A 13,094-nucleotide genomic window follows, 5' to 3' on the forward strand; every position below is an offset into this window, starting at 1 on the left:
CCAGGGCCATGGACGACGCGCGGAAAGAAGCAGCGCTCGGACGGTGGCGGTGGCTGCCCTGGGGGCTGCTGGCCGTCACGGTGGCGGTGGCCTCCACGGGCGCGTGGCTGGGCTCGCGCTCGCTGCGCGCGCTGGAGGCCCGGAGCGAGCAACTGGAGCGCGAGGCCGCCGAGTCCGAGGCCCACGTCGCGCAGCTGCAGACGCTGCGGCAGGCCATGGAGCGGCGGCTGCGCGCCCTGGAGCGCGAGCAGCAGGCAAAGGAGTGGAGCGGCGCGGCGGCGGACCTCCAGGCGAAGAGCGCGGAGGCGCAGCAGGCGCGGCGCGAGGCGGCGCTGGAGGCGCTGGGCACGTCGCTGGAGGAGGCGCTCACCTCGGGCGACGTGGCCCTGGCCCTGGAGGCCGACGCCCTGCGCGTGGAGGTGTCCGAGCGGCTCCTCTTCGCGCCCGGCGCGACGCGGCTCACCCCGGAGGGCGCCGCCGTGTTGAAGCAGGCCGCGGCGGTGTTCCGGGGCTCGCTGTCGGACCACCGCGTGGCGGTGGAGGCCCACACCGACGAGGTGCTCCCCGCGGAGCCCGGCGCTCCGGCCACCACCGCGTGGGAGCTGTCCGCCGCGCGGGCCGTGGCGGTGGTGCGCCACCTGGGCGAGCGCGAGGGGCTGGACCCGGAGCGCCTGAGCGCCACGGGCCACGCCGCGTACCGGCCGCTGGTGCCCGACGACAGCCCGCTCCACCGCGCCAGCAACCGGCGCGTCACGCTGCGGCTGTCTCCCACGCCGGTGACGCCGGAGCGCGCGGCCGTGGCCCTCACGGAGCCGCCGCCGCGGCCCATGAAGCGCCAGGCGAAGGCCAAGGCGAAGAAGACGGCGCAGCGCTGACGCGCGTGGAGTGAATAGAGCGCCGGGCCGCCCGTCAGGGGTGCAGAGGGCGTCACCCCGCCCCTGCCTCGGAGCCTCCCGTGTCCGCCTTCCGCCCCGCGCTGTGCGCCACCTTCGCCGCCGGCCTCCTCCTGGCCGCGTCTCCCGCCGAGGCCCGCTTCGGAAAGAGGACCTCGGACACCTCCGAGCACAAGAAGGACGACAGGCAGCGCGACGGCAAGCGCGACGACAGGGGCCCCCAGGTCCACGCCGCCACGCCCATCCGCGCCAGCTCGCGGAGCGAAGCCCACGCCTACCGTCCTCCGCCTCCGCCCCCGCGCGTCCGGCCCTCGTACTCCGCGCACGTCTACGGTGACGCCATCGTGGCCGCCGCGGAGCTGCTGACCGTCGCCGCGGAGACCTCCAGCCCCCAGCCCGCCGTGGTCGTCCAGCAGCAGCGCGACGTCCCGCCGATCGCGCTGCGCACGGGCCTCAACATGGCCATCCTGGGCGGCGGCGTCGCCGGGGACGCGTTCCTGGGCATCGAGGGAGAGGCGCTGGGCATCGCCGTGCAGGGCACGCAGCTGGTGCTGCCCACCGACGACGGCTCGCCCGGCACGGATGACCTCCGCCTGGCGACCGTGCACATCACCTGGTCGCCCGTGGCCACCGACCGCGTGCGCTGGCGCCTCGAGGGCGGCATCTCCACCGCCCAGGCGCCGGACGTCTTCTTCGCGGGCCCCAGCCTCGCCACGTCCCTGGAGGTCACCGTGTCGGGGCCGGTGGACCTGGAGGCGCGCGTGCAGGGCACCGCGGGCGCCTACCGGCAGCTGGACGCGAGCGCCGGCCTGGCGCTGCACCTGGGCGCGCTCGTGATGCGCGGCGGGATGCGCAGCCTCATCCTGGACGACGCGGGCCAGGTGGACGGCATCCAGCACGTGGACAGCTTCGTGGGCCCCTACGCCGGCGCCGGCCTGGCCTTCTGAAGCACCCGCGTGTCCAGGGGTGCACATGCCCCCTTCCGGACACCACCCCCCGCCCCGGGGGTCCTGGCTTCGCCGGGGGTGCCGAGGGTTGAATATTCCGGGCGAGCAGGCGTCCACATGCCGCGGCCCATCCCGTGGGCCCATGAAGAGGAGGGGTCGCCGTGGGCTTCTGGAAGACGCTGTGCGCCGCGCTCGCTGTCTGCGCCCTGCTGGGGTCCGCGCCCGCCGAGGCCCGCTTCGGCAAGCGCTCCAGGCCGAGCACCTCCGACGCCAGGGACTCCGACGACGCGGACGGCAAGCAGGAGCACCGCGCCACGCCCGCGGGCCGCGCCTCGGACGCGCCGGTGCGCTCCAGCGTGCGCGCCTCCGGCGTCGGCATCGGCTGGTTCGACGTGCTCTTCATCAGCGGCCCGGCCAGCTACCACCGCCGCGCGCGCGTGGAGGTGCCCCGCGGTCAGCGCGCGCCCCGGCCCGCGCCGCTCGTGCACCTCAACGTGCAGGGCGACAGCTTCGGCGACGTCGGCGGCGCGCTGGACCTCTTCATGGCCCTGGACGGCCAGCGCTGGGGCATGGACGCGCGCGTCAGCGGCATCGCGCTGGAGTCGGACGACGGCTCGGCGGACACGGACCGGCTGACGCTGCTGGACGCGCACCTCACCCTCGCCCCCTGGTCCACCGAGCGCGGCCGCTTCCGCATGGAGGCCGGCATCGCCAGCGCGCACGCCCCGGACGCCATCTTCGTGGGGCCCAGCCTCGCGGCGTCGCTGGAGGCGTGCATCGGCCCCTCGCCCTTCGACGTCGAGGCGCGCATCCAGGTGGTGCCCTTCCCGCACCGCCAGGTGGACATGCAGGCCGGCCTCGCGCTGCACCTGGGCGCCCTCAACCTGCGCGGCGGCTGGCGCACCCTGTACCTCAACGACGGCGGCCACCTGGACGGCGTGGTGCACGCGGACCTCTTCTCCGGTCCCTACGCGGGCCTGGGCCTGTCGTTCTGAGGGCCGGAAGCCTGAAGTAAAAACTCCCGGGGTCCCCGCGCACCGTGCGGCCCCGGGAGCGTCCGCTCGCGGCCTAGTCCTCCGACGACGCCGCGTAGGACGCCGGGGCGGACTCCGCGCCGGCGCCGTTGGCCGCGTTCGCGCGCTTCACGCGCCGCTTGGGCGGCGGGGCCAGCTTGGGCTCCATGCTGAAGACGCGCCCATAAACATCCGGCCCGTTGATGTTCACGATGACGCCGGGGTCCTTCACCTCCAGGGGCCGCGGCTTGAGCGCGTTGAGCGCCGCGTCCAGGTCGTCGCCCTGCGCGTCGAGGAGCTTGCGCGCCGCGTCCCGGGACAGCACCACCGGCCAGCCCATGGCGATGTCGTACTTCGGCCGCACGGCCTCGTCGTTGCGGACCTCCCGGTCCTTGAGCAGGGCCTTGATGGTGGTGACGCGCAGCGCTGGCATGTCCACCGGATGCAGCAGCACCACGTCCGCGTCCTCGGCCATGGCCGCCTCCAGCCCGGCCTTCACGGACGCCATCAGGCTCTTCTCCCAGTCCCTGCTCGTCACCAGCTCCAGGCTCGGGTGCTGCTCGCGCACCTTGTCCTCTTCGAAGCCCACCACGCCCAGCACCCCGCACCCCGCCTTCCCGAAGGTGGACGCCAGCGACTGGAGGAAGCTCTTGTTCCCCTCATGCTCGATGAGCGCCTTGGGGTGGGGCATCCGCCGGGGCTTGCCCGCCGCCAGGATGATCGCCACTGCCTTCATGACCCGCCTCCTCGCCCTCGACGGAAAGCCGGGGGCACCGCCAACAGGCTGTTGACCTCCTTCCGGGATTGCAGCCCGCCCGCCAGTACGAGTCGTCAGACAGCCGCCAGTCATACCTGGAGGTGTTCGCTGCCCGCCCTTTCGGCAAGGGAGGGTGTCCACCAGCGGTCAGGCGACCGGGCCCCGGGGCTTCCCCTCCCTCGCGCCGGATGGCGACAGGGGGCCTTTCAGTGCAGCCAGCCGCTGGAGGCCGCCAGCCGCAGCGGAGCGGCGACCTCCATGGTCGTTTCTTCCGGCGCCTCCAGCGCCTTGACGGTCAGAATTTCAGCCAGCCGGGCCAGCGGGCGGCGGCGGGCCACGCGGTGCAGCTCGTCCTCGGTCACCTCGCCCAGCAGGTCGCCGTCACGCCCCTCCACCACGGGCAGCACGTGCACGCCGTGGCGGTACATCTGCTGGAGCGCTCCCAGGACGGTGTCCTCGGGGAACAGGGTGATGGCGCGGGAGATGAGGGTCTGGAGCTCAGGGCTGCGGCACATCGACACGTGAGGCCTCCGGTGCTCGGCGTACGGGCGCCGTGTACCGGAGGGCCTTAGCAATCCGCTTGCCGACGTCCCCCGAGGCTCCAGGGCCCCCCGCGGATCCGCCCGCCCGCACCCCTACTTCTTCGCCGCGGGCTTCACCGACTCCACCAGCTTGCGGAAGTCCTTCTCCGCGCCGCTCACCGTCTTCTCCGGCCCGGTGAGCTTGTAGAAGAGGGCGCCCTCCGGCCCCTCCACGATGGCGCCGCGCAGCTTGAACTTCGGCTTGGGCGTGGCGGGCCCCATCATGGGACCGCCGCCCGCGTACGTGCCCTTCACCTCCACCGTGGTGACGGGCAGCCCGTTCACCTTCTCCTGCTTCGTCTTCGCGTCCTTGTCCTCCAGGGGCTTGCCGTCGGGCTTCTGGAACTGCGCCACCCAGCGCTTCACGTTCGCGTCCACCGCGCCGCCCTGCCCCTGCCCGAAATAGAAGACAGCCATTTCCGCGTCTTCCGAGTCTCCCTTCGCCGCCGGCACCTTGTATGTCGCCGCGCGCATGGGCCGGGGAGGCTGGGCGGTCCACTCCGCGGGCGCGCTCCACGTCAGGCCTCCGGCCTCCTCCGCGCTCGCGCCCATCGCCACGGTCAACGCCAACACAGTCAGCAGTCGTTTCATGGACGGCAGCGTATCCGCGTTCTTTCGCGCGTCACGCTCCGCTCCAACGCACCCAGCGTGAGACGTCCACCCATGCACGCGGCGCCACCCCACACCTGACTCGGCGCGTCAACCCCTCTCACTTTGTGACTGGTGAACGGCGTGCTACTCACTGACTTGTTTCCAGCAGTTCACCTTGGGCTGGAGGGGATTCCCACCATGAAGAAACAGTTGTTCCTCGGGGCCATGGCCCTGGGAGTCGTTGCCTGCACGCCGGAGATCGCGCAGGACGCTCCGAATACGAACGTCGGCCTCGCGGAGTTCGACCCCACGGGTTCTCCCGCCGTCGTTCCCTCTCCCAATGATCTGGCCATCAACCAGACCACGAAGCTGGTGCAGGCGCCCATCAACCCGGCGGCGTCCGCGGCGGAGCAGGAGTTCACGCGCGACTACCTGAACTCGCTGAACGGCTTCCCGACGTCGGCCATCGCCAACACGAAGGTGAAGGACCTCGACCCCAACACGGTGGACGAGCGGACGGTCATCTTCATCGACCTGTACGCGGGCACGCCGCTGGCGACGAAGCCGGTGACGCCGACCATCGCGTACAACGAGGACACGGACCTCATCAACATCATCCCCCCGGTGGATCCGAACACGGGCCTGCCGGCGTGGCCGAAGGGCGGCCGCTACGCGGTGGCGCTCATCGGCGGTGAGAACGGCCTGAAGACGAACGCGGGCTACCCGGTCATCGGGTCGGCCACGTGGGCCTTCGCCAGCTCCGCGAAGCCGCTGGTCACCTGCGAGGACCTGACCTCGCCGGACTGCGCCCCGGCCACGGAGATCATCCCCTCCTCGGAGACGGATCCGGCCAAGCGCCTGGCGGACCAGACCGCCAGCGCCCTGCAGCTGGAGCAGCTGCGCCGCGGCTACGCGCCCATCATCGACGGCCTGGTCGCCAAGGGCTTCAAGCGCGAGGACGTGGTCCTGCTGTGGACGTTCAGCGTCGTCAACCAGCCGGAGGCCACCATCAACCTGGCGGCCAACGCGCGGCTGCCGCTCATCATCCCCTTCCCCAACGACCTGGCTCGTACCCCGGCCACGGCCACCACGCCGGCGCACCTGTCGTTCGACGTCCCGGCGGAGCCGGGCCTGCAGCAGGACCTGTTCACGGGCCTGAACACGCTGGACGGCTTCTCCACCACGGGCGCCATCGTGTCGGAGAACGGCGACGCGCAGGGCGTGCTGGACGGCACCATGTACCGCGAGGCGTCGGACGGCGCGCCCCCCCGCGTGGACGCGGCGTCGCTGGCCGCGGGCGTGAAGTTCTTCAAGCTGTCCAACCTGGACAAGGGCACCCAGCCGGACGTGGTGCCCTGCCTGGTGGAGAAGAGCGGTGACTGCGGCACCAGCGTGGGCGCGGATGGCATCGTCGACGTGCCGCAGCAGCTGCAGCTCGTCCCGAAGGCGCCGCTGGATGCCGCCACCCAGTACGGCGCGGTGCTGACCACGGACCTGAAGGACACCCGGGGCCGCAACGTCGCCCCGGCCACGGCCTTCGCGCTGCTGCGCCTGGCGAACCCCGTGTTCGCCAACGGCAAGAGCACCATCTCCTCCGTGCCGGACTCGCTGGCGCAGGCGCTGGAGCCGGTGCGCGCGGCCCACAAGCCCTTCTTCGACGCGCTGGCGGCCGCGGGCCTGCCGCGCTCGAAGATCGCCCTGGGCTGGGCGTTCACCACCCAGAGCACCACGTCCATCCTGCAGCAGCTGTACGCGCTGCCCAGCGCGCTCCAGACGCCCACGAAGCCCGACTACGTCATCGAGACGACGACGCAGGTGAAGGCGGCGATGACCGGCGTCGGGCTGACGTCCGACAAGATCGGCGCGACCTACGAGGTGATGGCCAACACGCCGCTGCTGCTCACGGGCCCCTTCGGCACGCTGAACCCGAACCCCGCCCAGGCGCGCGCCACCCGCTACCCGTTCATGGTGTTCGTGCCGGCGGGCGAGGCGCCCTCCACGGGCTGGCCGGTGCTGGTGTTCGGCCACGGCCTGACCAGCAACCGCACCGCGGTGCTCGGCCTGGCCAACAAGATGACCGGCGCGGGCTACGCGGTGGTCGCGATGGACGCCATCTACCACGGTGAGCGCAGCAGCTGCGTGGGCGCCGCCGCGGTGTTGGGCACCTCGGGCACCCCCGTGGGCGACAGCGCCGCGTGCGCCGACCCCACCACCCAGGTCTGCCAGGACGACGCCACCAGCCTGTCCTACGGTCGCTGCGTGGCGAGGGATGTGGGTGACCGCGCGGCCTGCGACGCCGCGGCGCTCCCGCCGGGTGTGCCGGCGGACGTGTACTGCTCCAGCGTGCTCTCGCAGGGCCGCTGCATGGCGGACAACAAGTGCGAGGGTGGTGACTTCAAGCGCGACGGCTCCGGCGTCCCGCTCATCTCCGGCTGGAACTTCCTGAACCTGGGCAACCTGTTCACCACGCGCGACAACTTCCGCCACCACGTGGTGGACTTCAGCCAGTTCCTGCGCGTGCTGGCCAGCCCCGAGCTGAGCGCGGTGGTCAAGCTGAACGCGGCCCAGGTGGACTACGTGGGCCAGAGCCTCGGCGGCATCATGGGCACCATGTCCACCGCGGTGTCCCCGCGCGTGCGCCGCTCGGTGCTCAACGTGGCCGGTGGCAACCTGGCCGGCGTGCTGCTGACGGCGCCCGCCTTCGCCGCGCAGCGCACCGCGTTCCTGAACCAGCTGGCCTCCGCGGGCGTCAACCCGGGCACCCCGGCGTTCGACACGTTCATCAGCCTGGCGAACACCATCCTGGACCCGGCGGACTCGCGCAACTACGCGTACCTGCTGGACAACAACGCGGCGGCCGGCACGGACCCCGCCGTGCACCGCGCGTTCATCCAGTACATCGAGGGCGACCAGGTCATCCCGAACGCGAACACGCTGGCGCTGCTCAACGCGGCCAACCGCAAGGACGCGCCGCGCACGGTGGCCTCGTACATGTTCCCGGAGAGCGTCATCGGCGCCATCCCGGCCGCCAGCCGCCACTCGTTCCTCAACCACCCGCAGATCCCGGAGGCCGTGCGCAACATGGCCCAGGACCAGATCATCGGCTTCCTGTCGACCGGCGCCGTCTCGCAGTAACGCGAACCACTGAGAGAGGAATCAAACACCCATGAAAAAGACACTCTCCCTCGTGGCGATGCTGGCGGCCGGTACGAGCCAGGCCGCGGGCTTCCAGGTCGACACCCACAGCGCTCGCGCCACCGGCGCGGGCGGCGCCGCCACGGCGTGGCTGGAGGACTCGTCCTCCATCTATTACAACGTGGCGAACATGGTCGGCGTGAAGAAGCTCGACATCACGCTCGGCGACACGGGCATCCTCCCCAGCATCAACTTCCAGCGACCGGGCATGGAGCAGGAGGGGCAGCGCACCACGCTGTCGCCGCCCCCGCACCTGTTCGTGGTCTACAAGCCCTTTGAGAAGGCGGCGTTCGGCGTGGGCGTGTTCACGCCGTACGGCGCGCGCAGCCGCTGGGAGGAGGGCTTCAGCGGCCGCTTCCGCGGCTACGAGTCCTCGCTGGCGACGTACTACATCAACCCGTCGTTCGCGTATGAGCTGCACCCGCGCTTCCGCTTCGGCGCGGGTCTGGACATCGCCCGGGCCACCATCGAGCTGACGCGCGGCCTGGACTTCGTGAACAGCGAGGGCGCCGTCCACCTGGGTGGCGCGGACTGGGGCTCCGGCTTCAACGTGGGCATGCAGGCCAAGGTGCTGGACAACCTGGACCTGGGCCTCCACTACCGCAGCGCCATCGCCATCGCGTTCCAGGGCAAGGCGGACTTCCAGAACATCCCGGCGGAGTTCGAGAGCCGGCTGACGGACCAGAAGGCGCACGCGGACGTCACCCTGCCGTCCACCGTGACGGCGGGCCTGGCGTACCGGCCGCTGCCGAACCTGCTCCTGGCGTTCGACGCGAGCTGGGTGGACTGGTCCTCCTTCTCGGAGCTGGCCATCCACTTCGAGAACCCGTCGATCGACAACCCGCTGCCCAAGCGCTGGCACGCGAAGTGGAAGTACTCGCTGGGCGGCGAGTACGGCGTGACGGACGCGCTGCAGGTGCGCCTGGGCTTCACGTATGACCCGTCCCCCAGCCCCGACAGCACGCTGACGCCGGACCTGCCGGACGCCAACCGCTTCAAGGTGTCCGCGGGCGTGGGCTACGAGTTCAAGCCGTTCCGCGCGGACCTGGGCTACCAGTTCGTCGCGCTGGCGGACAAGGAGAGCACGGCGCCGGGCATGCCGGGCACGTACTCCGGCTCCGCGCACGTGCTGGGCCTGACGCTCGGCTTCAACCTGCAGTAGCCGGTTGAACCGTTCCTGAAGCACCGGGGCGCCCGGCTCCTTCCGTTCATGGAAGGGCCGGGCGCTTTCGCTTACGGTGCCGGGCCGTGAGCCCTTCCAAGCCCGGCCGCAACGACCCGTGCCCCTGTGGCAGCGGGAAGAAGTACAAGGCCTGCCACGCCGCCGAGGACCGCGCGCGCGCCGCGCAGCCTCCCCCCTCCGCCCCCGCGAACCCGCTGAAGCAGGACCTGGAGGCCGCCATGGCGCTCCTAGGCGACGCGGACGTGTCCCGCCTGTCGCAGGCGCTGGAGCACCTGAGCGTGCTGCTCCAGGCCGCGGGTCCCCAGCCGGGGCTGCGCTACGACGACAAGGCCTTCAGCGACCACGTGGGCCAGGCGCTCGCGGAGCTGGCCTCGCAGGAGGGCCTGGACGCGATGGCGGCGCGCGACAGCTTGCGCGTGGGCGTGGTGCGCGAGCTGGGCGGGCGGGGCTTCCAGGAGAAGCTGGGCGCGGCGCTGCTCGCGCAGGCGGCGAAGGGCGGGCGCACGCCGGAGGAGCGGCGGGCGCTGAGCGTGGGCGCGCTGCTGGCCACCGCGGCGAAGAAGACGGGCAAGGTGCGGCCGGAGGACAACCCGGTGCTGGACGTCGTGTTCGACGTGCAGTTCCGCGAGTGGAGCCAGAAGCACGCGGAGCTGGTGCGCAAGTACGAGTCCCTGGTCGAGGGCATGGCGCCGGAGTCCCTCACGCCCGAGGCCGCGGAGGCCCTGCGCCAGGCGGAGGCCGGCGAGCTGGACGCGCTGGTGAAGCACGTGCAGGCGGACCCCGCCCTGGTGGAGCGCATCTCGCGCGAGGCGAAGGAGCGCGCGCAGCGGGTGGAGGCCCGGCTGCGCGACCCCGCCACGCCGTCCATCTTCTCCCCGGAGGAGGAGCTGTGGCTCACCGTCGCGCTGTGGGAGCCCCTGCGCGCGATGAAGCGCCAGCCCAAGGACGCGGAGGCCCGGCGGCAGGTCATCGCCGCGCTCCTGCGCGCGGTGAAGGGCGCGGTGGACCCGGACTTCCTGGAGGGGATGCTGGAGCGCATGCGCGCGGGGGCCAGGGACCCGGCCGCGGACGAGCCCACGCGCGAGTGGCTCACCGACGCGGCCATCGCCTTCGAGGCGGAGCCCGCGCGGCTGGTGCTGGCGGCGCTGCTCACCGCGCGGCAGGAGGCGCGGGGGCGGAGCGCGGAGGAGCTGGTGGCGCTCGCGGACCTGAAGGCCCTGCCCGCGTGGACGCCGGAGCAGCTGGAGCCCTACCGGCAGCTGCTGGAGAAGGAGGGCCGCGCGGCCGGCGCCGACCGCGTCCGCCGCGCGCAGGGCTGGCTGCGCGAGCACCCCGTGCGGCTGGACGCGGAGGCCTGACGCCTCACTCCACGGCTCAGACGAAGAGCGCCTTCGCCGTCTGCTGGAGGCGCTCCGTGCCCATGCGCATCAGCTGGCCCTTGAGGCCGGGCTGGCTGACGACGTGCCGCTCGAAGGCGGCGCGCTCCAGGCGCAGCACCACGCACGGCGTCTTCGTGCGCACCGTCGCGGAGACGGGCTTGTCCAGCAGCAGGGAGATCTCTCCGAACACGTCGCCCTCGCGCAGCTCCGGCAGCAGCACGACGCGGCCCGGCTGCTCCAGCGACAGCTGACACTGGCCGCGCAGCAGCAGGTAGAAGGCGTCGCCCGGCTGCCCCTGCGTGAGGAGCACCTCGCCCGCGGGCACGGCGCGCAGGTCGAACTCGCGCGACATCGCCTGCTTCAGCGCGGGCGACAGGGTGGTGAACAGGGGGCTCGTGCGCAGCAGGTTCTCCACCAGCCGGCGCTGGTAGAAGGCGTGCACCGCCGCGTCCGCCTCCGGGTGCGCCGCGCTGACGCGGGCGAGCGACTGGCGCTTGAGCTCCAGCAGCACGGAGCGCTCGCGCACCTCCACGCTGGCGAGCCGGGGCCCCTCCGACACCAGCGCCACCTCGCCGAAGAAGTCCCCCGGCCCCAGCGTGGCGACGACCTGGCGCGCGTTGCCCTCCACCCGGCGCGCCACCTCCGCGCGGCCCTCCACCAGCGCGAACATGGAGTCGCCCGGCTGGCCCTCCTCCACCACGCGCTGGCCCGGCCAGAAGGCGCGCACCTCCAGCGCCGCCACGAGCGCCACGAAGGCGTCGCGCCCCACGGCGGACAGGACGGGCACGCCCGCGTCCTCGCCGGCCGGCCCCCAGGCGAAGGTGGGGGCCAGGGCGCCCGGGGGCCGGGCGAAGCGCTCCGCCAGGGCGCGCACCGTCTGGGGGCGCGCGCCGCGCGACAGCACCGCGGCGGCCACCGCGCGCAAGAGCGCCCCCGCGCGGGTCCAGGCGAGCGCCGCGTCGTCGTAGGCGCGGGCGGCCTCGGGGGCGCGCTCCAGCCACTCCAGCAGCTCCGCGACGCGCTGGTGGATCTCCGCGTCCTCCGGCGCCTCGCGCAGGGCGGCCTGGTAGCCGGCCAGCGCCGCGTCCAGCTTCCCCTCGGCGGCGAGCGTCGCCGCCTGGGCCTTCAGGGACCGCGCGTGTGGGGGATGCGCCATGCGCGCCTCTGTAACCCAGCCGCGCGACGCACGCACCCGTTCGAGGGGGCGGACGTTCAGCTGCTCAAGTCCCGCACCCGCTCCGCCAGGCTCTGGGTGAAGAGGCGGTAGATGCGCAGGGCCGCGGCCTCGTGCGTCTCCAGGAAGTATTGGAAGTCCGTCCGCGTGACGCGCAGGGCGCGCACCACCGTGTGCGCGCGCACATGCGCGGACACCGGGCCGTCGAGGATGAGCGAGATCTCCCCCAGGAACGCGCCCGGCCCCAGCATGTTGAGCTGGCGCGCGTCACGGCCCGGGCCGGTGGACACGCTCACCATGCCCTCCAGCAGCACCACCAGCCCCATGCCCCGGGCGCCCTTCTCCAGCACCGTCGTGCCCGCCGGCACCAGGACGGGCCGGGCCAGGCGGTAGAGGTCGCGCATGTCCTCCAAAGACAGACCATCGAAGATGGGGATGGCTTTCAGGTAGCCATAGCCATCCACCACCGGCGGCGCCTGCTCCGCCGCGGACGCGCCCTCCGGCGCCGACGCGAGCCCCAGCTGCTGGAGCAGCCGCGCCTGCTCCGCCTGGAGCAGCAGCAGCCCCGCCCCGGACGCGTGCTTGATGCCGTCCGCCAGCAGCACCAGCGCGCGCCACGTCGCGCCCTCCGCGTCCAGCAGCTCGCACATGCGCAGGACGGCCTCCGGCCGCTGCGGGTCGTCCACGGGCACCGCGCGCAGCATCTCCAGCTCCGCGTGCGCGTTGCCCAGCACCCGGAACGTCCGCGCCGCCTCCAGGGGCCGGTGCATGCGGCCCAGGAGGTGCGCCAGCGACTCGCGCGCGCCCAGCGCCTGGTACAGCGACAGCGCCTGCTCCAGCGAGCCGGCCCGCTCGAAGGCCGCCGCCGCGCGGGCCTGCTCCCCCACCCGCAGCCACGCCTCCGCCGCCAGCAGCGGCGCCCCCGCCTGCTCGTACAGCGGCGCCGCGCCCCGGTCGTCCCCGTCCGCCTCCAGGAGCCGCGCCGCGCCCGCGAAGTCGCGCGCCTGCCGCAGCACCTCCACCAGCTGGGTGCGCGTGGCGGCGGGCACCCCCAGCGCCTCCTCCAGGACCCGCTCGCGCTGCCCCGCCCCCATCGCCTCGTACGCGCGCACCGCCTCCTCCACCGAGCCCTCCAGCACCCGCGCCCACACCGCTCGCGTGGCGCTGGAGCCAGGGCCCCCGGCCACGTCACCCACGTTCGAATCGTCTGGAGTCACGGCCTTGTCGTTCCTCCCAGACACCCTGGCGGACAAGGGAGGTCCACGCCGGGGTCCAGGACCCTGATTCCGTAGCATCCCGAAACATGGAAAGCCAGCCATCACGGCCATCAACGACAGGCCTTGGACAGACTGTCCACCGCGAGAATCGGATGCGCGGAACC

At 72.9% G+C, this 13,094-nt stretch carries 11 protein-coding genes; 6 read left to right on the forward strand and 5 right to left on the reverse strand.

What is annotated here, in order from left to right; translation table 11 throughout:
• The first annotated feature begins 8 nt into the window (after positions 1 to 8).
• From U8525_RS28365 to U8525_RS28375, 3 genes are all read left to right on the forward strand, one after another.
• Positions 9 to 875 carry an OmpA family protein gene (locus U8525_RS28365; protein WP_374269825.1) on the forward strand — a complete coding sequence of 289 codons (867 nt, stop codon included), beginning with the start codon at positions 9 to 11 and terminating at the stop codon, positions 873 to 875.
• A gap of 80 nt (positions 876 to 955) precedes the next feature.
• Entirely contained in the window at positions 956 to 1,840 is an 885-nt protein-coding gene (locus tag U8525_RS28370) for a hypothetical protein (protein ID WP_374269826.1), read from the forward strand.
• A 161-nt stretch (positions 1,841 to 2,001) separates the two neighbouring features.
• Positions 2,002 to 2,835: a hypothetical protein gene (locus U8525_RS28375; protein ID WP_374269827.1), complete on the forward strand. Its 834-nt coding sequence runs from the start codon at positions 2,002 to 2,004 to the stop codon at positions 2,833 to 2,835.
• A 73-nt stretch (positions 2,836 to 2,908) separates the two neighbouring features.
• On the opposite strand, the gene U8525_RS28380 is transcribed toward U8525_RS28375, so the two are convergent.
• The 3 genes from U8525_RS28380 to U8525_RS28390 form a co-directional block, all read right to left on the reverse strand.
• A complete protein-coding gene (locus U8525_RS28380) occupies positions 2,909 to 3,589 on the reverse strand; it encodes an NTP transferase domain-containing protein (RefSeq protein ID WP_374269828.1) in 681 nt (226 codons plus the stop codon).
• A 227-nt stretch (positions 3,590 to 3,816) separates the two neighbouring features.
• On the reverse strand, positions 3,817 to 4,125 hold the full coding sequence (locus U8525_RS28385; protein WP_374269829.1) for a CBS domain-containing protein: 309 nt from the start codon (positions 4,123 to 4,125) through the stop codon (positions 3,817 to 3,819).
• A 120-nt stretch (positions 4,126 to 4,245) separates the two neighbouring features.
• Entirely contained in the window at positions 4,246 to 4,782 is a 537-nt protein-coding gene (locus tag U8525_RS28390) for a hypothetical protein (RefSeq protein WP_374269830.1), read from the reverse strand.
• Between the two features lie 198 nt (positions 4,783 to 4,980).
• Between U8525_RS28390 and U8525_RS28395 the strand changes: the two genes are divergently transcribed.
• The 3 genes from U8525_RS28395 (at position 4,981) to U8525_RS28405 (ending at position 10,518) form a co-directional block, all read left to right on the forward strand.
• Positions 4,981 to 7,917, forward strand: coding sequence for a hypothetical protein (locus tag U8525_RS28395; RefSeq protein ID WP_374269831.1), 2,937 nt, complete (start codon positions 4,981 to 4,983; stop codon positions 7,915 to 7,917).
• A 31-nt stretch (positions 7,918 to 7,948) separates the two neighbouring features.
• Positions 7,949 to 9,139, forward strand: coding sequence for an OmpP1/FadL family transporter (locus U8525_RS28400; RefSeq protein ID WP_374269832.1), 1,191 nt, complete (start codon positions 7,949 to 7,951; stop codon positions 9,137 to 9,139).
• 86 nt (positions 9,140 to 9,225) lie between these two features.
• Positions 9,226 to 10,518 carry an SEC-C metal-binding domain-containing protein gene (locus U8525_RS28405; RefSeq protein ID WP_374269833.1) on the forward strand — a complete coding sequence of 431 codons (1,293 nt, stop codon included), beginning with the start codon at positions 9,226 to 9,228 and terminating at the stop codon, positions 10,516 to 10,518.
• A gap of 16 nt (positions 10,519 to 10,534) precedes the next feature.
• Here U8525_RS28405 and U8525_RS28410 read toward each other — a convergent pair whose 3' ends face one another.
• Together U8525_RS28410 and U8525_RS28415 are read right to left on the reverse strand one after the other, a co-directional pair.
• Entirely contained in the window at positions 10,535 to 11,695 is a 1,161-nt protein-coding gene (locus U8525_RS28410) for a cyclic nucleotide-binding domain-containing protein (RefSeq protein ID WP_374269834.1), read from the reverse strand.
• A 56-nt stretch (positions 11,696 to 11,751) separates the two neighbouring features.
• Positions 11,752 to 12,966, reverse strand: a complete 1,215-nt coding sequence (locus tag U8525_RS28415; protein ID WP_374269835.1) for a cyclic nucleotide-binding domain-containing protein — start codon at positions 12,964 to 12,966, stop codon at positions 11,752 to 11,754.
• Positions 12,967 to 13,094 lie beyond the last annotated feature (128 nt).

Origin of the sequence: Corallococcus sp. RDP092CA (assembly GCF_041903675.1) — a bacterium.
GTDB lineage: Bacteria > Myxococcota > Myxococcia > Myxococcales > Myxococcaceae > Corallococcus.